The sequence below is a fragment of the Pannonibacter phragmitetus DSM 14782 genome (assembly GCF_000382365.1).
In the GTDB taxonomy this organism is placed as follows: domain Bacteria; phylum Pseudomonadota; class Alphaproteobacteria; order Rhizobiales; family Stappiaceae; genus Pannonibacter; species Pannonibacter phragmitetus.
In genome coordinates this window covers 868,913-894,513 of record NZ_KB908215.1, presented here as the reverse complement: position 1 = coordinate 894,513, position 25,601 = coordinate 868,913, and the positions used below count along the sequence as shown (strand labels likewise).

At 63.1% G+C, this 25,601-nt stretch carries 25 protein-coding genes; 8 read left to right on the top strand and 17 right to left on the bottom strand.

Features of this window, described 5'->3' with window-relative positions; translation table 11 throughout:
* Positions 1-48: 48 nt before the first annotated feature.
* Complete coding sequence (locus H163_RS0104135) at positions 49-429, bottom strand: hypothetical protein (RefSeq protein WP_019963286.1); 381 nt, start codon at positions 427-429, stop codon at positions 49-51.
* Positions 430-585: 156 nt separating this feature from the next.
* Between H163_RS0104135 and H163_RS22175 the strand changes: the two genes are divergently transcribed.
* A complete protein-coding gene (locus H163_RS22175; RefSeq protein WP_040678088.1) occupies positions 586-2,145 on the top strand; it encodes a bifunctional aminoglycoside phosphotransferase/ATP-binding protein in 1,560 nt (519 codons plus the stop codon).
* Here H163_RS22175 and H163_RS0104125 read toward each other — a convergent pair.
* Genes H163_RS0104125 through H163_RS0104115 form a run of 3 tightly spaced genes read right to left on the bottom strand, consistent with a single transcriptional unit; the run spans position 2,134 to position 4,014 of the window.
* On the bottom strand, positions 2,134-2,454 hold the full coding sequence (locus H163_RS0104125) for an AzlD family protein (protein ID WP_019963284.1): 321 nt from the start codon (positions 2,452-2,454) through the stop codon (positions 2,134-2,136). The genes H163_RS22175 and H163_RS0104125 overlap by 12 nt on opposite strands.
* Positions 2,447-3,187, bottom strand: a complete 741-nt coding sequence (locus tag H163_RS22170; RefSeq protein ID WP_051105309.1) for an AzlC family ABC transporter permease — start codon at positions 3,185-3,187, stop codon at positions 2,447-2,449. Before H163_RS22170 ends, H163_RS0104125 begins: the two co-directional genes overlap by 8 nt.
* On the bottom strand, positions 3,184-4,014 hold the full coding sequence (locus H163_RS0104115; protein WP_019963282.1) for a sulfite exporter TauE/SafE family protein: 831 nt from the start codon (positions 4,012-4,014) through the stop codon (positions 3,184-3,186). Before H163_RS0104115 ends, H163_RS22170 begins: the two co-directional genes overlap by 4 nt.
* A gap of 521 nt (positions 4,015-4,535) precedes the next feature.
* On the opposite strand from H163_RS0104115, the gene H163_RS23595 reads away from it, so the two are divergent.
* Positions 4,536-6,536 (top strand): HAMP domain-containing methyl-accepting chemotaxis protein, encoded by a 2,001-nt coding sequence (locus H163_RS23595; RefSeq protein WP_208975301.1) that lies wholly within the window; start codon positions 4,536-4,538, stop codon positions 6,534-6,536.
* 81 nt (positions 6,537-6,617) lie between these two features.
* On the opposite strand, the gene H163_RS23590 is transcribed toward H163_RS23595, so the two are convergent.
* From H163_RS23590 to H163_RS0104080, 6 genes are all read right to left on the bottom strand, one after another.
* Positions 6,618-7,076, bottom strand: a complete 459-nt coding sequence (locus H163_RS23590; RefSeq protein WP_019963280.1) for a BLUF domain-containing protein — start codon at positions 7,074-7,076, stop codon at positions 6,618-6,620.
* Positions 7,077-7,291: 215 nt separating this feature from the next.
* The gene (locus H163_RS0104100) at positions 7,292-7,744 is read right to left on the bottom strand and encodes a BLUF domain-containing protein (protein WP_019963279.1); all 453 of its coding nucleotides are present in this window, start codon (positions 7,742-7,744) and stop codon (positions 7,292-7,294) included.
* A 103-nt stretch (positions 7,745-7,847) separates the two neighbouring features.
* The gene (locus H163_RS0104095; RefSeq protein WP_026355433.1) at positions 7,848-8,534 is read right to left on the bottom strand and encodes an SDR family NAD(P)-dependent oxidoreductase; all 687 of its coding nucleotides are present in this window, start codon (positions 8,532-8,534) and stop codon (positions 7,848-7,850) included.
* Positions 8,535-8,683: 149 nt separating this feature from the next.
* The gene (locus tag H163_RS0104090) at positions 8,684-8,983 is read right to left on the bottom strand and encodes a type II toxin-antitoxin system RelE/ParE family toxin (protein WP_019963277.1); all 300 of its coding nucleotides are present in this window, start codon (positions 8,981-8,983) and stop codon (positions 8,684-8,686) included.
* The gene (locus H163_RS0104085; RefSeq protein WP_019963276.1) at positions 8,980-9,267 is read right to left on the bottom strand and encodes a type II toxin-antitoxin system ParD family antitoxin; all 288 of its coding nucleotides are present in this window, start codon (positions 9,265-9,267) and stop codon (positions 8,980-8,982) included. Before H163_RS0104085 ends, H163_RS0104090 begins: the two co-directional genes overlap by 4 nt.
* A gap of 131 nt (positions 9,268-9,398) precedes the next feature.
* Positions 9,399-11,378: a bifunctional 2',3'-cyclic-nucleotide 2'-phosphodiesterase/3'-nucleotidase gene (locus H163_RS0104080; protein ID WP_019963275.1), complete on the bottom strand. Its 1,980-nt coding sequence runs from the start codon at positions 11,376-11,378 to the stop codon at positions 9,399-9,401.
* A 213-nt stretch (positions 11,379-11,591) separates the two neighbouring features.
* On the opposite strand from H163_RS0104080, the gene H163_RS0104075 reads away from it, so the two are divergent.
* From H163_RS0104075 to H163_RS0104065, 3 genes are all read left to right on the top strand, one after another.
* Positions 11,592-12,782 carry an Mrp/NBP35 family ATP-binding protein gene (locus H163_RS0104075; RefSeq protein WP_019963274.1) on the top strand — a complete coding sequence of 397 codons (1,191 nt, stop codon included), beginning with the start codon at positions 11,592-11,594 and terminating at the stop codon, positions 12,780-12,782.
* A gap of 147 nt (positions 12,783-12,929) precedes the next feature.
* On the top strand, positions 12,930-13,808 hold the full coding sequence (locus tag H163_RS0104070; RefSeq protein ID WP_115336395.1) for a DMT family transporter: 879 nt from the start codon (positions 12,930-12,932) through the stop codon (positions 13,806-13,808).
* Between the two features lie 3 nt (positions 13,809-13,811).
* Positions 13,812-15,053, top strand: a complete 1,242-nt coding sequence (locus H163_RS0104065) for a multidrug effflux MFS transporter (protein ID WP_019963272.1) — start codon at positions 13,812-13,814, stop codon at positions 15,051-15,053.
* A gap of 23 nt (positions 15,054-15,076) precedes the next feature.
* Here the strand turns inward: H163_RS0104065 and moaA are convergent, their stop codons facing one another.
* Positions 15,077-16,093, bottom strand: coding sequence for a GTP 3',8-cyclase MoaA (gene moaA / locus H163_RS0104060; RefSeq protein ID WP_019963271.1), 1,017 nt, complete (start codon positions 16,091-16,093; stop codon positions 15,077-15,079).
* A 177-nt stretch (positions 16,094-16,270) separates the two neighbouring features.
* On the opposite strand from moaA, the gene H163_RS0104055 reads away from it, so the two are divergent.
* Positions 16,271-17,734, top strand: a complete 1,464-nt coding sequence (locus H163_RS0104055) for a cryptochrome/photolyase family protein (RefSeq protein ID WP_019963270.1) — start codon at positions 16,271-16,273, stop codon at positions 17,732-17,734.
* Positions 17,735-18,007: 273 nt separating this feature from the next.
* Entirely contained in the window at positions 18,008-18,367 is a 360-nt protein-coding gene (locus H163_RS0104050) for a gamma-butyrobetaine hydroxylase family protein (protein ID WP_019963269.1), read from the top strand.
* Between the two features lie 13 nt (positions 18,368-18,380).
* On the opposite strand, the gene H163_RS0104045 is transcribed toward H163_RS0104050, so the two are convergent.
* The 3 genes from H163_RS0104045 to H163_RS0104035 all read right to left on the bottom strand — a co-directional run bounded on the left by H163_RS0104045 (position 18,381) and on the right by H163_RS0104035 (position 21,223).
* Positions 18,381-18,977: a L,D-transpeptidase gene (locus H163_RS0104045; protein WP_019963268.1), complete on the bottom strand. Its 597-nt coding sequence runs from the start codon at positions 18,975-18,977 to the stop codon at positions 18,381-18,383.
* Between the two features lie 242 nt (positions 18,978-19,219).
* Positions 19,220-20,011 carry an AttM family quorum-quenching N-acyl homoserine lactonase gene (attM, locus tag H163_RS0104040; RefSeq protein ID WP_019963267.1) on the bottom strand — a complete coding sequence of 264 codons (792 nt, stop codon included), beginning with the start codon at positions 20,009-20,011 and terminating at the stop codon, positions 19,220-19,222.
* Between the two features lie 51 nt (positions 20,012-20,062).
* A complete protein-coding gene (locus H163_RS0104035) occupies positions 20,063-21,223 on the bottom strand; it encodes an iron-containing alcohol dehydrogenase (RefSeq protein WP_019963266.1) in 1,161 nt (386 codons plus the stop codon).
* 254 nt (positions 21,224-21,477) lie between these two features.
* Here H163_RS0104035 and H163_RS0104030 point away from each other — a divergent pair, with 254 nt between their 5' ends.
* Entirely contained in the window at positions 21,478-22,287 is an 810-nt protein-coding gene (locus H163_RS0104030; protein WP_026355430.1) for an IclR family transcriptional regulator, read from the top strand.
* Between the two features lie 306 nt (positions 22,288-22,593).
* On the opposite strand, the gene H163_RS0104025 is transcribed toward H163_RS0104030, so the two are convergent.
* From H163_RS0104025 to H163_RS0104015, 3 genes are all read right to left on the bottom strand, one after another.
* Positions 22,594-24,231, bottom strand: a complete 1,638-nt coding sequence (locus H163_RS0104025; protein WP_019963264.1) for a fumarate hydratase — start codon at positions 24,229-24,231, stop codon at positions 22,594-22,596.
* 149 nt (positions 24,232-24,380) lie between these two features.
* The gene (locus tag H163_RS0104020; RefSeq protein WP_026355428.1) at positions 24,381-24,935 is read right to left on the bottom strand and encodes a YceI family protein; all 555 of its coding nucleotides are present in this window, start codon (positions 24,933-24,935) and stop codon (positions 24,381-24,383) included.
* A 39-nt stretch (positions 24,936-24,974) separates the two neighbouring features.
* The gene (locus H163_RS0104015) at positions 24,975-25,547 is read right to left on the bottom strand and encodes a cytochrome b (RefSeq protein WP_019963262.1); all 573 of its coding nucleotides are present in this window, start codon (positions 25,545-25,547) and stop codon (positions 24,975-24,977) included.
* Between the last annotated feature and the right edge of the window lie 54 nt (positions 25,548-25,601).

The window sequence follows — 25,601 nt, the reverse complement described above, 5'->3', positions numbered from 1 at the left end:
TTCCGGTTTAGAATGAATTGCCGTACGGAGCCGGAATTTCATCAAGGATCAGACGGGAAGAACGGTGACCACCTGGAATGTGTGAAGCTCACCGTCCTCGTCGCGGATCGACACATATTCCCCCGGCTCGAAGGCATGCGAGCCGAAGCGGTAGCCGGCTTCATCGTCATCATCGCCATCAATGTCATAGCGGAAGGCCCAGGAGCCGCCGGGGCGGTGGACCAGATGGCCGATCTCGTCTTCCTCGCTGCCCCAGAAGCGGCGGACACGGCAATGGTCGCGCGCGGCTTTCCAGGCCACTGCGTCGATATGGCCCGTGCCGTCCAGCGGCGCGGTGAATTCATAGCCATGATGTGCCGAGCCATTGGGGAACTCTTTGGTCCGGGCGAGGTTAAGTCTTATCTTCTTCAGGCCGTGGCTTGCGGTCATGGGCGGGTCCCTCCTTGCTTCCTCCGGCGTTCTGCCGGTTCTTCTGGCCCTAGACTGGCACAGGACGGCGGCGGGTCATTGAGCAGGATCAATTCGGCAGACCGGTATCTGCCGCATGGTGAGAGCTGCTGCCGCAGCGGAAAATGGGAGATGCACATGCCCCCGTCCGAAGACCATCACCCCGGTGACCAGAGCGAAGCCTACGCCTTTCTCGATGCGCTGGCGCGGGCGGAGCCCGGATCGCGGCGGATCGACACCCACGCCAACACCGTGTTCCTGATTGGCGGTGATGCCTACAAGATGAAGCGCGCCGTGCGTTTTCCCTTTCTGGATTATTCCGCGCTTCCCCTGCGCCGCCGGGCGGTGACGGCGGAACTGACCCGCAACCGCCTGTTTGCGCCGGAGCTTTATCCGGGCGAGACAGCGGTGATGCGGCGCGCGGACGGAACGCTGGCGCTGGGCGGAGACGGCGAGCTAGTGGAGCCGCTGGTGCACATGCGCCGCTTTGATGAAAGCGCCACGCTGGACCATGTTGCGGCCAGAGGGCCGCTGCCGCAGAGCCTCACCTCGGCACTGGCGAAAACTTTCTCTGCTGCCCATGCGGTGGCGCCGGTGCGGGATGCGGCGGAGTGGTTTGCCGGGCTTTCCAGCTACGCCGTGCAGAACGAGGCCGCCTTCCGCGCCGCGCCGGAACTGTTTCCTGCCCATGAGGCCGGGGCGCTGGTCTCCGCCACCCGTGCCGCGCTGGCCCGTATCGAGGATCTGGTGCTCCAGCGCGGGCGCAAGGGGCTGGTGCGGCTGGCGCATGGGGATGCGCATCTCGCTAATGTGGTGCTGATTGACGGCGCGCCGGTGCTCTTCGATGCGGTGGAATTTGATGACGGTATCGCCACCGGCGACGTGCTCTATGATCTGGGGTTTGCGCTGATGGACCTGATCGAACGCGGCCAGACGCCTGCCGCCTGCCATCTGCTCAACCGCTATCTCGATCTGACGCAGCTGCCGGAGATGGGCGAGGGGCTGGCGGCGCTGCCGCTTTACATCTCCATGCGCGCTGCCATCCGGGCCAAGATCGCCGCGGCCAGCATCGCCACCCAGCAGGATGCTGCACTGGCCGATGCGCAGCGCAAGGCGGCGCGGGCCTATTTCGCGCTGGCCTGCCGGGCGCTGGAGCCGGCCACGCCCCGCCTTGTTGCCATCGGCGGGCTCTCCGGCACGGGCAAGTCTACGCTGGCGGGGCTGATTGCACCGCATCTGCTGCCGCTGCCGGGGGCGCGGGTGCTGCGCAGCGATGTGCTGCGCAAGCGCATGCTGGGCCTTGAGGAAACGAGCCGCGCCCCCGCCTGCGCCTATACGCCGGAGGCGAGCGATGCGGTCTATGCGGCGATGATGGCAGAGGCGCGGGCAGCGCTTGCAGCCGGACACAGCGTCATTCTCGATGCCGTCCACGCCAGGCCGGGCGAGAGGCAGGCGGTGGCGGATCTGGCGGCGGTGATGGAACTGCCTTTCACCGGGCTCTGGCTGGAGGCTGAGGAAGCCACGCTCAAGGCCCGCGTCAGCGCCCGCAAGGGGGATGCGTCGGATGCAACAGTTGAGGTCGTGTCCCGCCAGCTTGCCTATGATCTGGGACCGGTGGACTGGCAAGTGATCGGGGCCGGTGCTGCCATCGAGGACACATTGGCCGGTGCGCTCAAGGCGCTGGCTTCAGAGCCCTAGAGCGCGTGCGCCCGCTGCTGCGGCGATAGCCAGCACGACGGCGGCAATATCCTTGCGCAGCACTGCCATGACGGCGGCAGCCACCAGAAGGCACAGAGCGGCGGGTATGCCGCCCTTCAGCGCGATGGGCAGGATGGTAGAAACGATGATAGCCCCCGGCAAGGCCTCCAGCCCCCGGCGGATGCGCGGGGTCAGCGGCACCTGCCCCATGATCCAGTATCCTGCAGCACGCATCAGATAGGTCACGCCGGTCATGGCCATGACCGTCAGGAAGAACAGGAGATCGACGGAGAAGGGGCTCTCAGCCATTCGGCTTCTCCGGTGCGGCGTCAGCGGCATTCGGGTCGCTGGCATAGGCCCCGGCGATGGCGCCCGCAATGGCACCCGTCAGTACGAACCAGTAGCCGCCGATCAGCTGCCAGCTGGCGAGGGCCACAACAGCGGCAACGCCCCAGCTCAGTGTCTGGCGGCGGCCCTTCCACAAGGGCACCAGCATGGTGATGAAGAGGGCCGGCATCACCAGATCAAGGCCCCAGCGCTGCGGCTCGGCAAAAAGCTGGCCGAGGAAATAGCCCGGAATGACTGCCACCGCCCAGAGCACCCAGATCAGCAGTCCGCTGCCGAGGTAAATGCCCCAGTCGCTGCCCCCGCCAGCCCGGTAGCGCAGAGCAAGCAGCCAGTTCATGTCGGTGAGGAAATAGAGAGAAGGGTAAACCTGCCAGGCGGGGGAGGTTCCAAGCCAGGGCCGCAGCGAGGCTCCCAGCAGCAGCATGCGCAGGTTGACCGCAGCGGCGATCCCCGTCATCGCCAGCAGGACGGCAGGGGTGACCGGGTCACGGTAGAGCTCCATCGCCACGAACTGCGAGGCGCCGGCGAAGACGAAGGCGTTGATCAGCAGGGTTTCGGCCAGCGTCAGCCCCTTCTGGGCGCAGACCGTGCCGAACACGGCCGCAAATGTGATGATGCCCGGAACGAGCGGCAAGGTCTGCCGCACGCCGAGCATCATGCCGCTTTGGGTAATAGGGGCGCTGTTGTCCGTCATCCTGCCAGTACGCTGTAGATCATCCTGGCTCCGGTAAAGGCAAGAAATGCGGCGAAGACGAGCCTCAGCTTGGCTGGCGGCAAGGTGTGCGCCAGCTTCGCGCCCACGGGGGCCATGAGAAGCGAGCCAGGGATGATCAGAATAAAGCCAAGAAGATTGATATAGCCGAGTGAAAACGGCGGCAAGTCCGGATTACCATAGCCGAAATAGATGGAGCTGAGCGTGCCGGGCACCGCGATGATGAGGCCGATGGCTGCTGCCGTGCCCACGGCCTTGCGGATCGGATAGGAGAACAGCGTCAGGATCGGCACACCCAGCGTGCCTCCGCCAATGCCCATCATGACGGAGACGCCGCCGATGAGGGCGCCCAGCATCTCGCGCACAGGCGCGCCGGGCAGCTTGTCCGAAATGCCGCTGCCTTCCTTGCGCAGCACCATGTTGGCCGAAACCAGCAGCGCCACCGTGCCGAAGACGAGCGACAGCGCGCCGCCGCTGAGATTGCCGGCCAGCGTTGCGCCGGCAATGACGCCAGCCGAAATCGGCAGCCACCAGCGCTTCAGCAGGTCCATGTCAACGCTGCCGCGCAACCAGTGCGCCCGTGCGGAGGAGTAGCCCGTGGCGACGATGGTGGCGAGTGACGTGCCCACCGCCAGATGCATCACAACTTCCTGCTCCACGCCCACCAGCGGGAAGACGTAATAGAGCACCGGCACGATGACGATGCCGCCGCCGACCCCGAGCAGCCCCGCCGCAATGCCGGCGATGGCGCCTGTGGCCAGCAGGGCGGCGGCCAGGGACGCCAGTTCCATGATGTTCGCGTTGTCCATGAGTGTCCGTTTCCTCGATGCAGCTGCTCTCTACAGGCTTTCCTGTCGGCAATGATGCATCAAAAGCTATTTATTGTATACAATAAACCCTATCCGAAGGACTCGCCTGTTTTCAAGGAAGATTTCCCGCCACGCGATGAACGGGTGAAATTTCACAATGACGAAAGTATATCTTGAGTTATATCAATAATGACATGCAACTTACGATAATAAATGCTGACGTTTGAACAATTTGCCCGATGGCTGACGTTCAATTCTAATATTCAAGCGAGATTTATCTATATTTGCGACTAACTATTTCATCTTAAGTCTATATCGGGCAGATTTGCTGAATATGTCCGCTAGGGTAGGTGGTGTATATTTACATTCTTATGATGAAATTATATCTAAACTATGTTTTTTACTATATTATCATTAATTTAATTAGTGAAAAAACTTATCGTCGGGCGAAATTAAGATGTTGTTAGGGTGTGTCTATTTAAGGGCAGTTGTGGGGGGATGGTCTTGCAGGGGTAGATGTTGTGGGTATCTCCGTTCGTACAAAGCTCTTCAGCGGCTTCGGCTTATCGGTCGCGGCCCTTATTGCCGTTTCCTATATCGGCTATGGCGGCTTGCAGTCGGCTGCTCATTATTTTTCGCAATATCGAACAGCGGCGATTCAGTCTGAAGTGGTGTCTGATGTATCCGCGTCTCTCACTGAGATGCGTCTTGCTATTGTCCGGTTCATGGCGCAGCCGACCAGCGACAGTGCCGCAAAGGCTGATGATGCCATTGAAAAACTGAAAAATGCGAAGGCACAAGCGGCAGAGGCCCTCGCTAACGCACCTCTTTACACCGAACTGCGTGACGCTGAGCGCTCTGTAGACCGCTACATCGAGACCTTTGTCTCCTTCAGGGGGGAGACGGCAAAGGCCGGCGAGAATGTGAAGGCCATACAGACGGCGAACACCGAGTTCAACACGCTGCTTTCGCAGGTCATCGCAGACAGCATTGCTGGCCAGAATGCTCAAGTGGCCACCGCGGCAGTGCGGGCGCAGGAGCAATTTCTGTTGTCCCGCCTCTATATTGCCCGCTACGGCCTTACGGCTGGCGGCAGTGATCTAGAGCAGGTCAAGACACGTTACGCTGCCGCAGAAGAACAGCTGAAAGCCGCAGCTGATGCGTCTCAGAGCCCTGGGCTTGCGCAGCAGACAGCACGGCTGCGTCCAGCCTTCGACAAGGTCAAGGCGCAAGGGGCCGTGTTTGAAGCGAGCGTAAAGGCTGCCGATTTGAAGCGGATGGAAATCCTTACGCAAGTTGGCCCTGCCACTTCTGCAGCCTATCAGGCCATTGAGGACAAAGTGCTTGCGGCACAAAATGAGATCGGTCCGATAGCCTCCGCCGGTATCGAGGGCACGATCTCCACGACACTCACGCTGGCTGCAATCTTCACGCTGGTGATGGCGGCGATTGCTGCTTTCCTCGGTATGTCCATCTCCCGTGCCATCAAGGCGATCACCGATTGCATGAAGGCTGTCGCAGGCGGCAACCTGACGATGAAGGTCTTTGGCTCTGGCCGCTCCGACGAGATCGGCGAGATGGCGGCAGCTGTCGAGGTGTTCCAGGCCAATGGCATCGAGAAGGAGCGGCTTGAAAGTGAGCAGGCCGCCGTCAAGGGGCAGCAGGAGGCCGAGCGCCGCCGGATGATGAACGAACTGGCCGACAGTTTTGAGCGGGCAGTTGGCGGGATCGTCGAGACGGTGTCTTCTGCCGCGCAGGAAATGCAGGCTGCGGCCAACACGCTGAGCGCTTCTGCCGAAGAAACGGCCCAGCAGTCCACCGCCGTCTCTGCTGCCTCCGAGGAAGCCGCCACCAATGTGCAGACGGTTGCCTCGGCGACCGAACAACTGGCAGCTTCCGTCAACGAGATCGGCCGCCGGGCAGAAGAGTCGTCCAATATGTCTCACCGGGCAGTTGGCGATACCCAGACCGCAAGCGAACGCATCGCGTTCCTCTCCTCTGCCTCGCAGAAGATTGGTGATGTTCTGGGCATGATTTCCGATATTGCCGGTCAGACCAACCTGCTGGCGCTGAACGCCACCATTGAAGCGGCGCGTGCCGGGGAGGCTGGAAAGGGCTTTGCGGTCGTGGCCACGGAAGTGAAGGCGCTGGCGGAACAGACGTCCCGCGCCACGCAGGAAATCTCGGGCCAGATCGCCGAGATCCAGGCTGCGACCAGTGCGTCCGTAGACGCGATCCAGAACGTGGGTGATACGGTTGCGCAGATGAACGGCATCGCGGCAACGATTGCGGCGGCTGTCGAAGAGCAGAATGCTGCAACGTCCGAGATTGCCCGCAATGTTCAGCAAGCCTCTGCCGGCACGGCCGAAGTCTCTGCCAACATCACCGGCGTCAGCCGTGCGGCGGAAGAGACGGGGGCTGCGGCCTCGCAGGTTCTGGGTTCCGCCGGCGGCCTTGCCCGCGATGCGGAGATGCTGAAGATGGAAGTTGCCCGCTTCATTGCACAGGTGCGGGCGGCGTAAGCCTCACGGGATCAAAACGACCACCAGAGGCCGGGCTGCAATGCCCGGCCTTTGCCGTTTGCAGGTATCCGAAAGACTGCTTCAGCTGCTCAGCAGGAAGTCGTGCCGCCGGGAGGACTGGGTGACAACAGCCAGCAGCGTCTCCAGCTCCCGGGTGTGCAACTGCAGCAGGGCCAGAGTGTCGACGGCGTGGCTGAGTTCCTGCAGGACTTCCGATGCAAGCTGGAGGCAGCAATCCGGCGCGGTGACCGTGGTTCCGGCAAAGGCTCTGCCTAGGATGTATCCTTCGCTCAGAACCCGCAGGTTCTGGTGCCTCGTATCTCTCGAAATGCGGCCGAAAGTATCTTCAACGTCCTCCGGCTCACCCTCGAGTGTCTGGAAGAACTTGTTGCCCGTGAAGAACAGGCAGCCCGTCAGTCCCAGCCTCGCGTTGTTTCTGAGGCATTGCTGGCCAATGGCACGAATGCTTCCGCATGTGTCCGGCCCCAGAGCATGGGGCTTTGCATCGCTCATGTATGAGATGTGATAAAGCTGCGGCATCTTATCCCCTCCGCTTGATTGCGAGCGAATTTACGTAGGGGAAATTCAACCGGAGTTAAATGTAGAGATAAAAATTAAATTTTTGCGATAGATGTATTTCTGGAAGACACAACCCATATGCAGCCATGCCTAGAAAATTCTGGCAAGCGCAGAATTCTGACAGGAGCCGTGCCGGGCGGAGCTCCGCCTCCAGAGAGGCGGGATCGCCTCCTGATCTATCCGGCCAGAAGCGCATCCTGCTTGCGGCTTGGTTGTGTGAGAACCGAAAGCAAGGTTCGAATTTCCCGGATGTGCAGCTGATGCTGGGGGTAATCGAGCACGGCACTGATCTCGGCCAGCGCTTCCGCCGTCAGGGTCTCATCACCGCCGCAGTTGACAGCCATCTCGGGGAAGTCGCGTACCTCGATGGGGCCTTCGCTCAGAACCCGTACATCGGTGTGCCGGGTATCACGCGAGATCCTGCCAAATGTGTCTTCCACGTCTTCCTGAATGCCTTCGATCACCTGCAGGAAATGCTGCCCGGTGAAGATGATGCAGCCTGTCAGGCCCGCTGCGGAATTGGCCTTGCGGGTCTTTTCCTTGATGGCCTCAAAGCCGAGTTCGGGCGTTGGTTGAAGGGCGGACAGCTTTGCTACGCTCAGGTAGCAGATGTGATAAAGACCCGGCATGGAAACCTCCGTGTTCCCGTCGATATCAGGAGCTTACACGCAGGCCTCTCTTCTTCGATTAAGCTTTCAGATAAAATTTAAGGATTTTTCTTTGCGGAAGATTTCAGAATTCACGCTCTTCACCTGTCCATCGGAAGAAGCGCCCCGTTCGTGTAATGTCAAAATTCTCGATAAGCCCAACGATGCCGCTGGCCACTTCTTCCGCCGTCAGGTCAGCTTCGCCGCCGCCCATATCCGTGCGCACCCAGCCTGGATCGATCAGGCCGACGGCAATGTTCTCGGGCTCCAGATCGCTGGCAAGGCATTGCATCACCTTGTTCACCGCAGCCTTGGACGCCCGGTAGGCAACCCGGTCGGACTTGGCATAGCCCATCCAGGACATCTGGCTGGAGATGGTCAGGATTCTCGGCTGGACTGCCTTGCGCAGGCGCAGCAGAAAAGCCTGCGCCACGGCGAGAGGGGCGAGGGTGTTGATTTCCAGCGTCCGCAGGAAACCGTCAAAGTCCATATGGAGGGAGCTTTGATCCTGTCCGTCCGGCCCGATGATCCCGGCGTTGTTGAGCAGAACGTCAATCGCCTGCGGGCTGGAGGCGGCCGATGCGGCAAGGGCGTCCCGGTCTGCCACATCAAACAGCTGCGGACGGAACAGAGGCCCGAGTTCTGCCGCAAGCCTGTCAGCATCCTCTTCCCGCCGCATGCTGCCGAGAACCGTCCAGCCCCGCGCGAGGGCAACCCGTGCAACAGCCAGGCCGATCCCTCTGTTGGCACCTGTGATGAGCATGACTGGCATGGGCAAAACACCTCCTGCACGTGAAAGAAAACGCCGCCGGATGTGACCGGCGGCGACCCGTTGCATGTCAACCTAGGGCGGCCCGGACCACCCGGCAACCGCATGGATCAAATCCGGACCTCTCAACTCTGCTGGCGGGGTGGCCGACGTCAGTCTCCGGGAAACAGGACGTCTTCATAGTCCTGCGCTCCGTTGAGGATGTGAAGAACATCGATCCGCTCTCCGGCAACCCGGTAGAAAATCAGGTAACGCCCATGCGGACGGCGGCGTATGCCGCTTGCAGCATGCCGCGGCACGAGTGGAAAGGCGTGCGGCATGGCGGAGAGAGAGCGGCAGCCTTCCAGAAGCTCCTGTACGAAGCTGACAGCGCGGACAGGGTTATCCTGCGCGATATAGGCCGCGATCCGGTCAAGGTCTGTCCGTGCCTCATCGGTGATGAGGACGATCACTTGTCCCGGTCTTCTGTTTGGTCTTCTGTCTGGACTTCCGCCATGCGCCGGTATTTCGCCAGAAGGTCACGCTCGACCGCGTCCACCGGCTGGCTGCGCCCGGCATCGGCATCGGAAAGGCCGCGGTTGAGGGCGGCATCAAGGGCGGCCAGTTTCTTTTCCCGCTCTTCAACAAGGCGTACGCCTTCACGCAGAACCTCGCTGCGTGAATTGTAGCGGCCTTGCTTCACGAGGCTCGTGACATAGGCTTCCAGCCTGTCACCAAGATTTGCGCTGCTTGCCATCCCGGTTCCTTCACATGGTTCCGGACCATACCATGGGCTGATAACAGTTATCAACGCAGCGGAGGAAGCCCGGACGGCAGGGGGCGCGATACACCTTGCCGTCCGGAGGGATGCGGATTCCTGGCCGCCGCTCAGAGCGTGATGCGGTAGCGGGCGAAGCCGTCGGCGCCGTCGCCTGCCGGTTCAATCTTCACGCCCTTGACGGAAGCCGCATGGGCCTTGCCGCCGGGGCCGGTGTCGAACAGGACCGTGGTGCCGGGCATGGGCTTGAAGGTCCAGTTGTCATCGGCGCTGGGGCTGATCGTGCCCTTCTCGACGATGTAGCGGACCAGCGCATCGCGGTTGGTGTCGGGACCGGCGAAGATGACGACGCTGTCGTTGATGCCCGGGAAGCTGCCGCCGCCGCTGGCACGGTAGTTGTTGGTCACGACAACGAACTTCTGCTCCGGGTCAACCGGTGCGCCGTTGTAGGCGAGGTTGACGATGCGGTTCGCTTCCGCATTCAGCACCTCGCCCTTTTCGCCATATTTCGACGGCTGCGACAGGTCGACCTGATAGGTGACGCCATCGATGATGTCGAAGTTGTAGCTCGGGAAGGTGGGCTCGATCAGCATCTCGTCGCTCGCGCCCGGCGTGATCTGGCGGAAGATGCCGGCAGAGCGCTCCAGCCATTCCTTCACATCCTTGCCGGTGATGGCCACGGCCTGAACCGTGTTGGGATAGAGGTAGAGATCGGCAACGTTCTTGATGGCGACATCGCCCACCGGCACATCGGTGTAATATTCGGGGCCGCCGCGTCCGCCTGCCTTGAAGGGGGCGGCAGCGGAAAGGACCGGCAGGCTTTCCCACTCGGTGCCCTTGAGCATTTCGGTGATGTACCAGATCTGCGCCTGCGACACGATCTGCACGCTCGGGTCATCGGCCACCAGCGCGAAATAGGAATGCAGCGGTGCGTCGGTCTTGCCGACCGGGCGGCGCACATAGGCAAGCGTCGCCTCATGCTCGGCCTTCACGGCGTCCAGCACATCGTCCTGGCTGTCCACGGTTGGGGTGACCGTGCGGCCTTCCTTCGTGTAGATCGGCCGCGCTTCGGTGCTGAAGCCGGTGATGCGCCAGCTGTTGCCGTCCCGCGCCAGCATCAGGTCGATGACGCCCAGATGCGAGCCCCAGAAGCCGCCCATGGCAGCGGGCTTGCCGAAGAGCGTGCCCTTGTCCGTGTCCACGCCCTCAAGGCCGTCAAAGGCAGTGCCGGGGAAGACGAGGTGCTGGTGGCCGGTGAAGATGGCATCGATGCCCTCGACAGCGGCGAGGTGCAGCGAGGCGTTTTCCATGCCGCCGGCATAGGTTTCGGCCGAGATGCCGGAGTGGGAGAGGGCGATCACGATGTCGCAGCCCTGCTCGCGCATTTCCGGCACGAAGGCCTTGGCCGTCTCCACGATGTCGCGGGCGTTGACATTGCCTTCCAGATGCTTGCGGTCCCAGTTCATGACCTGGGGCGGCACGAAGCCGATGAAGCCGATACGGATCGGATAGTCCTTGCCCGAGCCGTCGCGGATGGTCTTGTCGACGATGACATAGGGCTTCAGCAGCGTGGTGTCGCTGCGCGGACCGGCGGAAAGCTGACCCTTGGCAAGGTTGGCGCAGACGACCGGGAAATTGGCGCCAGCCAGCACCTTGTCGAGGAACTCGAGGCCGTAGTTGAACTCGTGATTGCCCAAGGTCGCCGCGTCATAGTCCAGCACATTCATGCCCTGGATCACCGGATGCAGGTCACCGGCCTTCATGCCGCGCTCATAGGCAATGTAGTCGCCCATCGGATTGCCCTGCAGGAAGTCGCCATTGTCGACCAGCACAGAGTTGGTGGCTTCATTGCGGATGGCGCGGATCAGAGAGGCCGTGCGGGCAAGGCCTGCGGTGTCCACCGGCTTGTCGGAGTAATAGTCATAAGGGAACACGTGGACATGGAGATCGGTCGTCTCCATCAGGCGCAGGTGCGCCGTGCCTTCCTGCGCACGCAGGGAATAGGGGTGAAGGGCGGCGGCAAAGCCGGTGGCAGCTGCACCCAGCAGCAGGCCGCGCCGGGTGAGACGGGGTGATAGCAACTCGTTCATGCCGAAATCTCTTCGCAAGGCCGTGGCCTGTGGAACGGGGAAGGACAGGCTGCCTGGAGCCTGCAGGGACAAGTTGTAGGCCCGCAATCTTGTCGCTGCAATGACGGTTGCGGCACCTGGTGCGATTGACGGGGGCGGGTGAGAGGATAAGTTACGGCACAAGGAGAGCGGGGTGCTTCGCACAAGCCCGCAAGCAGACAGGACGCCATAAGCATGAGCGAACAGATCAAGGCGGCAGTGCATCAGGCGCTGTCGCGCATTCCCGGCCCGGACGGAAACGGCGACATCGTATCGCTTGGCCTTGTGTCCGATGTGTTTGTTTCTGACGGCCGCGTGGCCTTTTCCATCACGGTGCCGGCGGAAAGGGCCCGCCAGATGGAGCCCCTGCGTCAGGCCGCCGAGACTGCGGTGAAGGCCGTGCCGGGCGTCGAGAAGGCGATGGTGGCGCTGACGGCTGAGCGCGCCTCCGGCTCCGCCTCTTCTCAGGCGCCGCAGGCGCACAGCCATGCTCACGGTCATGCTCATGGCCACTCCCATGCCCAGCCGGCTGCTCAGCCGCGCGCGCCGCAGCCGCAAGGCGCAGGGCCTGCCAAGGCAGGCGTTCCGGGCGTGGCGCATATCATTGCCGTGGCTTCCGGCAAGGGCGGCGTCGGCAAGTCCACCACCACGGCCAACCTTGCGCTGGCGATGAAGGCCAACGGCCTGAAGGTCGGCGTGCTGGATGCCGATATCTACGGGCCTTCCGTGCCGCGCCTCTTCGGCGTGTCCGGCCGGCCGGAGCCGGTGAGCGGGCGCATCATCAAGCCGCTGGAGGGTCATGGGCTCAAGGTCATGTCCATCGGCTTCATGGTCGAGGAAGACACGCCGATGATCTGGCGCGGGCCGATGGTCATGTCGGCGCTGACCCAGATGCTGCGGGAAGTGGCCTGGGGCGAGCTGGATGTGCTGGTGGTCGACATGCCCCCCGGCACGGGCGACGCCCAGCTGACGATGGCCCAGCAGGTGCCGCTGTCGGGTGCGGTCATCGTCTCCACGCCGCAGGATCTGGCGCTGATCGATGCCCGCAAGGGGCTCAACATGTTCCGCCGCGTCGATGTGCCGGTGCTCGGCATCATCGAGAACATGAGCTATTTCGTCGCCCCGGATACGGGCAAGCGCTACGACATCTTCGGCCATGGCGGCGCCAAGGCAGAGGCGGAGCGGCTGAACCTGCCGTTCCTCGGTGAAGTGCCGCTCGACATGGACATCCGCATCAACTCCGACGCTGGCACGCCGATTGTTATGGCTGACCCGCAGGGCGCACATGCCGCCGTCTACCGGGACATTGCCGCGAAGGTCTGGGCCAGCGTGACGGGTGAAACGGGCGAGGTCCGCCGCGCCCCGCCGCGCATCGTGATCGACTGACGGCGTTTTCCGCCTGTGCCGTGCTGCCTCTTGCAGTGCGGCACAGCTGGAAGGTTGACCTTTGCACATAAAGGCGGGAAAGATTTCCCACGTCTTCCGCTTGTGGCACCTGTTCCGTGCCCGGCGCTCCCGGATCAGGATTGTCACGTGGATCTTCGAGAAAACAGCAAGGCCATCACGGCAATGTTGCTGGCTATGGCTGCATTCCTCACGAATGATGCCATCGTCAAATTCATTCATGACGAGCTGCGGCTCGGTCAGATCATCGTCATGCGCAGCGTTTTTGCCTGTGCATTGATGTATGCGGCATCGGTCGCCACGGGCGTGCACCGGGAGTTCCGGCATCTGGCACATCCGACCGTGGCTATTCGCACGCTCGGCGAGCTGGGATCGACCTTCTTCTACCTGGTGGCTCTCATCCATCTGCCGATTGCCAACATCACCGCGGTGCTGCAGTCACTGCCGCTGCTGGTGACGGCCGCAGCTGCCATCTTCCTCGGCGCGACGGTCGGCTGGCGGCGCTGGACGGCGATCGGCATCGGCTTTGCCGGTGTGCTGATCATCATCCGGCCGGGTGTGTCTGGCTTCAACGAATGGTCGCTCGTTGCCCTGTGCGGCGTGTTCTGCATGGTGCTGCGCGATCTTTCGACCCGGCGCATGCCGCAGGCCATTCCCACATTCGGCGTCACACTCGTCACCTGCTTCGGTGTCATGGCGCTGGGCGGGGTGATGGTGATCTTCGAGGGGTGGGAGCCGATGACGGCCCGCCAGCTCGGCATCATTGCCGCTGGCTCCCTGTTCCTCCTCGCCGGTTACATCTTCATCATCATCGCCATGCGGCTTGGGGATATCGCTGTCGTGTCCCCCTTCCGCTATTCCAGCATCCTGTGGGCCATTCTCATTGGCTACATGGTCTGGAGCGAGGTTCCCGATGCGCTGACGCTGGTTGGCACCGCCATCGTTGTGTCAACCGGCGTGTATACCTTCATCCGCGAGCGCAAGCTCTCGCAGCAGGGGCAGGGCTGAACCATGGATGCGGCCGCGAACGCGCAGATGCAGGGTGCCGGGCAGACGCCCTCCGGCGGGCGCCGTCCTCCGGTGGCGATCCTGATTGCCATCTCCACGATCAGCCCGTTGGCGATGAACATCTATCTGCCGTCCCTGCCGGGCATGATCAAGGCGCTGGAGAGCACGGCTGCCGAGGTGCAGCTCACCATGTCGCTCTATCTGGCGGCGGTGGGCCTGTCACAGCTTGTGCTGGGGCCCATATCCGACCGCTATGGCCGCCGCCCGGTGGTGGTGACCGGCATGGCCGTCTTTGTGATCGGCACGCTCATCTGCCTGGCCGCGGCGACGGTCGAAACCGTCATTTTCGGGCGCATCGTACAGGCTGCGGGCGGCTGTTCCGGGCTGGTGCTGGGCCGTGCCATCGTGCGCGATCTTTATGAGCGCGAACAGGCCGCCAGCATGATCGGCTACGTCACCATGGGCCTTGCGGTGGGCCCCATGCTCGCCCCCGCCATGGGCGGGGCGCTGGATGGGGTGGCCGGGTGGAAGGGCGGCTTCTACCTGATGCTGGCCATCGGCATTGCGGTCACACTTGCGGCCTGGGCCTGCCTGCATGAGACCCATCACGACCGCAGCCAGACCACCAGCCTCAGAAGCCTTCTGGCGAGCTACAGGGCGCTGAGCCGGGAGCGGCTGTTCTGGGCCTATGCCTGCACCTCCATGTTTACCTCGGCCGTCTATTTCGCCTTCCTCGGCGGGGCTCCTTTCATCGCCTCGCAGGTGCTGGGGATGACGCCGCTGACCATGGGCCTCTATTTCATGATGGTGGCTGGCGGCTATATTGCCGGCAATGGCCTGTCGGGCCGCTTTGCGGCACGCATCGGCGTGCTGCGCATGGTCACCATCGGCTCGCTGATGCCTGTGATTACCGTTGTGCTGGCTGCGGCTCTCTTTGGGGCGGGTATCTATCACCCCTTCTCGCTGTTCCTGCCCATGTGCATTCTGGGCCTCGGCAACGGCATCTGCCTGCCCAGTGCCCTGTCCGGTGCCATCAGCGTGCGCCCGGATCTGGCTGGCGCGGCCTCTGGTCTTGCCGGCAGCATGCAGATCGGCCTTGGCGCCGGTGTTTCGGCGCTGGTGGCCTGGATGCTGTCTCAGAGCATGTATCCTGGCACGGTCTGGCCGCTGCTGGTGGTCATGGGCGGCTGCGTGACGCTGACACTCATGTCCGTCATCGCCTGCTACCGCAGCGAACGGGTCTAGGATGGGGCAGGAAGAGCCTCCGCTCAGCCACCGGTCACGCTCATGTGGCGGGAGACGGAGGGGCGGTTGGTGCGCCGGTCGATGATGAAATCGTGCCCCTTCGGCTTGCGGCCGATGGCCTCATCAATGGCGCGCGACAGGAGCTCATCGCCTTCCGAGGCACGCAAGGGCGCGCGCAGGTCGGCGCTGTCGTCCTGGCCGAGGCACATGTAGAGCATGCCCGTGCAGGTGATGCGCACCCGGTTGCAGCTTTCGCAGAAATTATGCGTCATCGGCGTGATGAAACCTATGCGCCCGCCGGTTTCCTCGATCTGCATGTAGCGAGCGGGTCCGCCGGTCTTGTAGGGAATGCTGGTGAGCGTGAAGCGCTCCGCGAGCCGCGCCCGCACTTCGCTCAAGGGCAGATACTGGTCCGTGCGGTCGCCGTCGATCTCGCCCATGGGCATGGTCTCGATCAGCGTCAGGTCATGCCCTTCGCCATGGGCCCATTCCAGCATCGGGACAATTTCGTCCTCGTTGATGCCCTTAAGCGCCACCATGTTGATCTTGATCGACAGGCCTGCCGCCTTGGCGGTCTTGACGCCTTCCATCACCTTCGGCAGATCGCCCCAGCGGGTGATGGCGCGGAAACGGTCCGCATCCAGCGTATCGACGGAGACATTGAGACGCCGCACGCCTGCATCCGCCAGCTCGGCGGCATAGCGGGCGAGCTGCGAGCCATTGGTCGTCAGCGTCAGCTCGTCGAGCGCACCCGACTGCAGGTGGCGGGAAAGGGAGCGGATCAGCCCCATGATGCCCTTGCGTACCAGCGGCTCGCCGCCGGTCAGCCGCAGGCGGCGCACGCCCTTGCCGATGAAGGCGCTGCACAGGCGGTCCAGTTCCTCCAGTGACAAAACCTCGCGCTTGGGCAGAAAGGTCATGTCCTCCGCCATGCAATAGACACAGCGGAAATCGCAGCGGTCCGTCACCGAGACGCGCAGATAGGAAATGTCGCGGCCGAACGGATCGGTCATACGCGGAAAGGCCGCGGCGTCATTCATCTGTCTCTCCCTCATCAGCAATCTCTGGCCGTGTCTGCGACGATGTTTCGTTCTGTTTGTTGGGGAATAACGTAGACGGTTTTTCCGTCAGGGCAAGATGGCATCCGGCAATGTGATCTCACAGACGGGGAATGACGTACAAACAACCACTTGATATTTATCCCGGACAGCCTTGCCATGCCCTCTCAGCCACGTGACCGCACGACGATCGTCTGGTTCCGCCAAGACCTGCGCCTTGGCGACAATCCGGCCCTGTTCGAGGCGGCAAAGGCAGGCGCCGTGGTGCCGGTGTTCATTCTGGAAGACCCGAAGGACTGCGGCGAAACCCACCCGATGGGCGGCGCCAGCCGCTGGTGGCTGCATCATGCGCTGGCGGCACTCGACGAAAGCCTGGGCGGCAGGCTGGTGCTGATGCGCGGGCCCGCCGGCAAGGCGCTGGATGCGCTGATCAAGGAGACGGGTGCCTCTGCCATCCATTGGAACCGGTGTTACGAGCCGCATGCGATTGCCCGCGACAAGCGGCTGAAGGCGGATCTCATGGCTGCCGGCGTCGAGGTGCGCAGCTTCAACGGCTCGCTGCTGCATGAGCCATGGGAGCTGGAGACGAAGACCGGCGGTCCCTTCAAGGTCTATTCGCCCTTCTGGCGGGCGGCGCTCGCCAAAGCCGTGGCGGCGCCTTTGCCGGTGCCGGAGGTGCTGGACATTCCGCAGGTCAGTCAGTCTCTGCCGCTTTCAGACTTCGCGCTGCTGCCGGTGAAGCCGGACTGGGCGGCGGGCTGGCTGGATCTCTGGCAGCCGGGCGAAAGGGGCGCGGCAGCACGGCTGACAGCCTTTCTTGCGGAAGGGCTTGATGGCTATGGCGAGCTGCGCAACCGGCCGGACCTGCCCAATGTCTCGCGCCTGTCGCCGCATCTGCATTTCGGTGAAATCTCCCCCCGGCAGATCTGGACGGCCACCCGCTTCCACACGGAGCAGCATGGGCACCTGCAGAAGGATCGCGACAAATTCCTGTCGGAAATCGGCTGGCGGGAGTTCTCCTATCATCTGCTCTACCATTTCCCGCATCTGCCCGAGCGCAACTGGAAGCCTGCCTTCGATGCCTATCCCTGGGCGGAGGATGAGGCCGCGCTGAAGGCCTGGCAAAAGGGGCTGACCGGCTACCCGATGGTGGATGCGGGCATGCGCGAGCTGTGGGCCACCGGCTACATGCACAACCGGGTGCGCATGCTGGCCGCGTCCTTCCTCGTCAAGCATCTGCGCCTGCACTGGCACCATGGCGAGGCCTGGTTCCGCGACACGCTGCTCGATGCGGATCTGGCCAACAATTCCGCCAGCTGGCAGTGGGTGACGGGCAGCGGCGCTGATGCCGCGCCCTATTTCCGCATCTTCAACCCGGTGGGGCAGGGGCAGAAATTCGATCCCGATGGCGTCTATGTGCGCCGCTGGTGCCCGGAGCTTGCGAAGCTGCCGGACGAATTCCTCCACTGCCCGCACGAAGCGCCCGAGCGCATCCTGAAGGCGGCAGGCGTCATTCCGGGCCGCACCTATCCCCGGCCAATCGTCGATCACGCTGCGGCACGTGCCGCGGCATTGGCGGGGTACGATGCGGTGAAGCAGGCGGGGCTTGAGGCGGCAGGGTGAGGCGGTTCGGCAGGCCGCTCCCTCTCCGCAGTCATCCCGGCCAAGCGCAGCGCGAGCCGGGACCGGAGGGCCGGGGTGGAGGTTGGGTGAACGCGGGAAGTGGGCCGAAAGACCTTGGCTCACCGGTACCGGATCTTGGCTTCGCTCTCGTCCGGTATGACGAAGGAGGGCTTCTGCGGTCATGCCTCAGCAGTTGCCCTGCCACCAGCCTTGACCTTTGCGGCCACGGGGCTATCGTCCGGCACAATTCCTCATCCATCAGGACAAGCCCGAATGACCGCCGCATGGCCCACCGAACTGCGTCTCTCCAGTGACAAGCGCACCCTCACCGTCAGCTTCGACAATGGCGAGACGCATGCCTTTCCGGCGGAATATCTGCGTGTCTGCTCGCCCTCGGCGGAGGTACAAGGCCATGGTCCGGGGCAGAAGAAGACCGTGCCGGGCAAGCGCAATGTGCTGATCTATCAGGTCGAGCCGGTCGGCAACTACGCCGTCCGCCTGCACTTCGACGACATGCATGACACGGGTATCTTCACCTGGTCCTATTTCCTCGAACTCGCCCACGAGGAAGACCGCCACTGGGGCACATATCTGCGCGAACTCGAAGAAAAAGGCCTCAGCCGCGACCGGTGAGGCCAGTTCCCCCTCAGCGCTTCACGACCACCGTCGCACCCACATCCACGTTTTCATAGAGGTGGGTCACATCGTCATTGGCAAGGCGGATGCAGCCGGATGAGACGGCGGTGCCGATGGTCCAGGGCTGGTTGGTGCCGTGGATGCGGTAGAGCGTCGAGCCGATGTAGAGCGCCCTTGCGCCCAGCGGGTTGTTTGGCCCGCCTTCCATATGCACCGGCAGGATGCGCCCCTTGGCGCGCTCACGGGCGCGCATCTGCGGCGGCGGCGTCCAGCCCGGCCATTCGGCCTTGCGGGTGATGCGGTGGGTGCCTGCCCACTGCATGCCTTCCAGCCCCACGCCGACGCCGTATTTCATGGCCTTGCCGCCCTCGCGCACGTGATAGAGGCGGCGCTCGGTGGTGTCGACGATGATCGTGCCCGGCTTGTGGGGGCCGTCATAGCGCACCATCTGGCGCTCGATGGGTGACTTGCCGCTGTTGTGCAGGCCCGGACCGTATTCCACCCAGCTCTTGCTCACGGGATCAAAAAAACGGCTGGCCTGAGCTGCGGCAGAACCGGCTGCTGCGACAATCATCAGCGCTGCCAGGGCGCCCGTAAGTCTTTTCATTGCTGTCTCCTCCGTCCACTCATGGCCGGTTCATCACTCCACTCCGCTGATGACGCTATGTCACATCACATTTCCGCGCGCTTAACGCTGTAGCGAAGACATGAGAAAAACATAGAGAAGACTTGGGCAGGGGATGTGCCGCCCGTCACACCCTTGACGGTTGTGCGGACGGGGCTGTTCCGGAACTGAAAAAGGGGCCGCAGGGGCCCCTTTTCCGGTGTCTGTGCGGTGGTGCCGAAGGCTCAGGAGTAGAACTCCGGGGCCTTCTTGAAGTTGGCCCAGGCGTCCGGATCATGGCCGGTGACAACCAGGGCGCCGGTGCGCTCCGCCAGGGTGCGCAGCTTCTGCACCGAACGCACCGTGTCGACGGTGGAGGCGAGGAAGCCCGGCAGTGCCTTCTCTTCCCAGTGATCCACCGTATAGGCGGCATCAATGGTCAGGAGGATCGGCTTGCTGTTCGGCAGGCGCACGAGGAAGGACTGATGCCCCGGCGCATGGCCCGGCGTGAACACCGTGGTCAGCGTGCCGTCGCCGTAGATGTCGTAATAGTCATCCTGGGTGCCATTGAGGAACTGCCACTTCAGGCCCGGACGGTCGAAGTCCTTGCGGATATAGCCGCCGCCGGCAAACCAGTCCGGCGTGAAGGCATATTCATATTCGCAGCGCTGCACGATGTGCGTGGCGTTGGGGAAGCGGCCGATGGCGCCGGTGTGGTCAAGGTGCAGGTGCGACTGCACCACATACTTGACGTCTGCCGGGTCGATGCCGAGTGCCTTAACCTGATCGACGCAGCCCTTGTCCTTGTCCAGAACCGGCGTGTAGACGTCGCAGATCGAACCCCAGTAGCCATAAGGGTCGGTCGCCACCTCAATGGCATTGCCGCCGTCGATAATGGTATGGCCCTCAGGATGGGTGATCAGGAAGAAGGGCACCGGGATTTCATAATCCGCGCCATTGCCCTGGTTCATCTTGATGTTGTGCACCTTGCACTTCAGGGTGCCGGACTGGAGCATGTACAGTCTGATATCGGTCACGTGGATCCTCCCATGGGTTGTGACGTGTTGATGGAAATCTGTCTGCGCGGGTCAGTAGGCTTCGCGGTAAAGCGCGAGCGCGTCCTCCTCGCGGACTTCGACGGGATTGTTGACCAGAAGGCGCGTCTGCTTCATGGCATCGGCTGCCAGCATGGCGAGGCTGTTGTCCGTGACGCCCACATCGCGCAGGCGGCGGGGCGCACCGCTGGAGTCCATCAGCTTTTCCATATGGGTAACGAAGGCAGCCGAACGCTTCTCCGCATCGCCTGTACCGGCAACGCCCAGCACATCAGCCAGTTCCGCGTAGAGCGGCGCGGCGGCCTTGGCGTTGAAGCGCAGGACCGGCCCGAGCATCAGCGCATTGGAAAGGCCGTGCGGCACGTGATAGTGCCCGCCCAGCGGATAGGCGAGGGCGTGAACGGCGGCCACCGGCGAGTTGGCGAAGGCCTGACCGGCCAGCGTTGCGCCCAGCAGCATGCCTTCGCGCGCGGCGCGGTTGCTGCCGTCTTCGCAGGCGGCAATGAGATTGGCACCGAGCAGCCGCAGCGCCTCTCGGGCGAGCGCATCGGACAGCGGGTTCTTCTTGTGGCGGCTGGTATAGGCCTCGATGGCATGCACCATGGCATCAATGCCGGTCGCTGCCGTGTGTACCTTCGGCAGGCCTACGGTCGTTTCCGCATCCAGCAGCACATAGTCGGCATAAAGCTGCGGCGAGACGACGCCCATCTTGGTGGTCTCGCCCGTGGTGATGATGGAAATGTTGGTCACTTCCGAGCCGGTTCCGGCCGTCGTCGGCACCAGGACCAGCGGCAGGCGGCTGCCCTTGACGTTGCCGATGCCATACATCTCCGCAAGCGGCTGATCGGACTGCAGCAGCACGGCCACCAGCTTGGCAATGTCGAGCGACGAGCCGCCGCCAAGACCCACGACGATGTCAGTGCCCGCCTGGCGGGCCTCATCGACGCAGCCATGCACCACGTGCTCCGGCGGATCGGCCACCACCTTGTCGAAGATGGTGACGCCGAGCCCGGCGGCCTTGATGTTCTGCGCAATCGGCGCGATCAGCCCTGCCTTCACCAGCCCGGCATCGGTGACCAGCAGCACGTTCTGCGCGGAGAACCGGGCCTTCAGGATTTCTCCCAGCCGCTGCGCACCGCCCCAGGCCACTTCCATGGCCGGAACCGTCCGGAATTCAAAGGGGTTCATGGTCATCTCGTTTCCTCCTTTGTGCCCGTTTTCTCATGCAAGGAATCTCATGCAGGGACCGGACACATTTTTGCTTTGGGAATTGTCTTCAGTGCTGCAGCGGGCGTTTGTCCGCTCTGCTGCAGGTTCCGCTTTCGAGGCCCGATGGGCGGGCAAGAAAGCGAATTTTCAGATTGACCTCCCGTTCCTTAATCCATAAAGTTCAATATATTGAACTCATATCAACTTGTTGAACTTATGATGACGGGATGTGCTGAAAATTGTCAAGGCAGTTAAATGCTCCCGCTGAAGCGGACAGGGATCAGTCCGCCGCCGATACGGTGCCCGCGCTGCGGCGCACGGTGATGGTGCTGGACCTGATTGCCGGATCGCCCGCACCGATGACGGCAGCGGATATCACCCGCGCCCTGAAGCTGCCGAAGAGCACGGCGCACGGGCTTTTCGCCGTGATGCAGGAGCTGAACCTTCTGGTGAAAAAGTCCGATGGCACGTTCCGGCTGGGCCCGCATCCTCTGCGCTGGGCCAACAGTTTTCTGTCGGAACTGGATGTTCTGACCGTCTTCCGCGCCTATTTTGCCAAGGATACGGCCTTCGCCAGCTACACGCTGACCCTGACGGTGCTGGACGGGCAGGAGGTCGTCTATATCGGCTGCCGCAACTCCGACCAGCCGCTGGGGCACACCTTCCGCCTCGGCATGCGCCTGCCTGCGCCCTTCACCGCCACTGGCAAGATGCTGCTGTCACAATTGCCGCCGGAGGAGCTGCAGCGCTTGTTCGCCGATGGCTTCCCCGAGCCCATGACTCCGCGCAGCGTCACCAGCCTTGCCGCATTGCAACGGGAGCTGCCGGCAACGGCGGCGCGTGGATATTCGATTGACGACGGCCAGATCCGCGAAGGCATGGTGTGCCTGGGAGCTGCTCTGCGCGATCACTCGGGCCAGGCCGTCGCGGGCATCGCCATCAGCCTGCTGAGCAGCGAAGCAACGGCGGAAACCATCGCCGGCCTCGGCATCCGCATCCGCACCACCGCCGAAGACGTCTCCCGCCACCTCGGCCACCACGGCGGGTGAGGGGCGCCATTTAGCCAGCGGTCACATAATTTTGGCTGGAGCGGCTGGCGCAGCCGTGCTGCTGATCCTTTGAAAACCCCTCCATCGTCATCCCGGCCGAGCCGCGCGAGAGCCGGGACCGGTGAGCCGGGGGGCAAGTTGTTTGAACGAGGTGGGTGAGCCGAAAGGCCTTGGCTCACCGGTCCCCGATCTCCGCTTCGTTGCGCCGGGGATGACGATGGAGATGGGATGCCAAAAGGTACGGGCGGCCCAATGAGCCGCCCGTTTTTATGCCAGAAATAGCGCCGCTGCTCCGGCGGGCGGGATTTACCCCAGGTTCAGTTCCTGGAAGAAGTCGTTGCCCTTGTCGTCGACGACGATGAAGGCGGGGAAGTCTTCGACTTCGATCTTCCAGATGGCTTCCATGCCGAGTTCCGGATAGGCGACCACTTCCACCTTCTTGATGCAGTCCTGTGCGAGGCGGGCAGCCGGGCCGCCGATGGAGCCGAGGTAGAAGCCGCCATGGGCCTGGCAGGCGCGGCGGACGGCCGGGGAGCGGTTGCCCTTGGCCAGCATCACCATGGAGCCGCCCGCAGCCTGGAACTGGTCCACATAGGCATCCATGCGCCCGGCGGTGGTGGGGCCGAAGGAGCCGGAGGGCATGCCTTCCGGGGTCTTGGCGGGGCCGGCGTAATAGATCGGGTGGTTCTTGAAATAGTCCGGAAGCGGCTCGCCCGCTTCCAGCCGCTCGCGCAGCTTGGCGTGGGCAAGGTCGCGGGCCACGATCAGCGGGCCGGTCAGCGACAGGCGAGTCTTGATCGGGTGGCGCGACAGCTCGGCCAGAATTTCCGGCATCGGACGTGTCAGGTCGATCTTGACCACATTGTCCGAAAGGTTGTCATCCGTGACTTCCGGCATGTAGGTTTCCGGATGCATCTCCAGCTGCTCAAGGTAGATGCCGTCCTTGGTGATCTTGCCGGTGGCCTGACGGTCGGCCGAGCAGGAGACGCCAAGGCCGATGGGCAGCGATGCACCATGACGCGGCAGGCGGATGACGCGCACGTCGTGGCAGAAATACTTGCCGCCGAACTGGGCGCCGACGCCGGTGGCCTGGGTCAGCTTGTGAATCTCGGCTTCCATCTCAAGATCACGGAAGGCGTGGCCAAGCTCGGAGCCTTGCGTCGGCAGGTTGTCGAGATAGCGGGCGGAGGCCAGCTTCACAGCCTTCAGGCACATTTCCGCCGAGGTGCCGCCGATGACGATGGCAAGGTGATAGGGCGGGCAGGCAGCGGTGCCGAGCGTCAGGATCTTTTCCTTGAGGAAATCGATCATCCGGTCATGGGTCAGCAGCGAGGGCGTGCCCTGGAACAGGAAGGTCTTGTTGGCCGAGCCGCCGCCCTTGGCCATAAACAGGAACTTGTAAGCGTCATCGCCTTCCGCATAGAGCTCGATCTGCGCGGGCATGTTGTTGGAGGTGTTCTTCTCCTGGAACATGGAGATCGGCGCCAGCTGCGAGTAGCGCAGGTTGCGCTTGAAATAGGCGTCACGCGCACCTTCCCCGAGAGCCTTCTCATCGGAGCCGTCGGTCCACACGCGGCGGCCCTTCTTGCCCATGACGATGGCCGTGCCGGTGTCCTGGCACATGGGCAGCACGCCGCCCGCGGCGATGCTGGCGTTCTTCAGCAGGTCGAAGGCGACGAACTTGTCGTTCGCGGTTGCTTCCGGATCATCGAGAATGGCCCGAAGCTGGGCGAGATGGCCCGGACGCAGATAGTGGTTGATGTCGATGAAGGCCTGTTCCGCCAGAAGGCGCAAGCCCTCGGGCTCCACCATCAGCATCTCCTGGCCGTTGAAGGTGGTGGTGGAGACGTAATCGGACGTCAGCTTGCGATACGGCGTCTTGTCCTCGCCGAGCGGGAACATGGCGCTGTGCTGGTAGTCCGGAGGCGTGACGGGAGCATTCATGGCGGTCTCTCGCATCAGGGTCTTGGAAAACGTCCACCCTTGGGCAGTGCCCCGGGCAGTTCTGTCTTTGGCTGGCTCTTCTTTACGGCAAAAGGGCCGGTGGCAACAAGCGCCCCGGCCCCTTCTGGCATCGCAATTTTGGATGAGGCTCAGCGCGTGGCGGTGAGGTCGACCGTGACCGCTACGTCATCCTTGAGATTGTCCTGGCCAACGCTTGCGCCAATGCCATAGGCGCTGCGCGACAGGGTGGCCGTGCCCTTGGCGACGGCGGTGTTACCGGTGATGTCGAGGGTGAAGGCCAGCGTGACCGGCTTTTCCTCGCCGCGCAGCGACAGGGTGCCTTCCGCCTCATACGCATTGCCGCCCTTGGCCGTGACGGACGTGGAGGTGAAGCGGGCTTCCGGGAAGGCTTCCGATGCCAGCCAGTCCGCACCCGGCAGCATGCCGGCAAACTGGGCATTGGCCATCTGGGCACTGCCGGTGGCGATGGTGGCTTCGATCTTGGCGGCGGAGACATTCTCCGGGTCGAAATCGATCTTCGCGGTCCAGGAGCCGAAATTGCCGGAGACCGGCGCGCCACCCTGTTCGACGGTGAAACCGATGCTGCTCTTGGCCGGGTCCACGGTCCATTCAGCGGCAGAGGCGGTGCTGGCGGCGAGGATCAGGCTGGCGGCGGTGAAGGCGGCTGCGAAAGTCTTGCGCATGGGAAACTCCATGGAAACAGGAGGGAGCGAGGGAATGTCTCAGCCCTTGACCGGGTGGACAATGCGCTTCAGCATCCCGTCCCGGGCGATGAAATGATGCTTGAGGGCCGCGCCGATATGGGCGGCAAGCAGGGCAACCAGCGCCCAGGCAAACAGGCTGTGCAGCCCCTTGAACAGGCCCTCCGCCTCTTCCTTGGTGCCGAGCGCTCCAGGCACCGGAAGGTGCGGCACGTGCACTGTGTTGAACAGGATGGTCGGGATGTTCCAGGGCGACGCGGACACCATCAGCCAGCCGCTGAGCGGAATGGCGAGGATCAGCGCGTAAAGCCCGATGTGGCCGAGATGCGCGGCGGCCTTTTCCCAGGCGGCCATGCTGTCGGGCAGGGCCGGGGTGGGGTTCATGAACCGCCAGACAAGCCGCAGCACGGCAAGGGCCAGCACCACGAAGCCGATGGACTTGTGCAGCTGGAAAATGGCGAAGGTCGAGGGATCGGACATGGGCAGACCGTCCATGTAGAGCCCGAGGCCGATCATGCCGATGATGAGCACGGCCATGGTCCAGTGGAATGCAATGGCCAGCCAGCCGTAGCCTTTGGTGCTGTTGCGCATCATGGAAACTCTCCCTGCAGCATGCGCGCGGGGCAGCGCGTCACCGCCCCGCGCTTC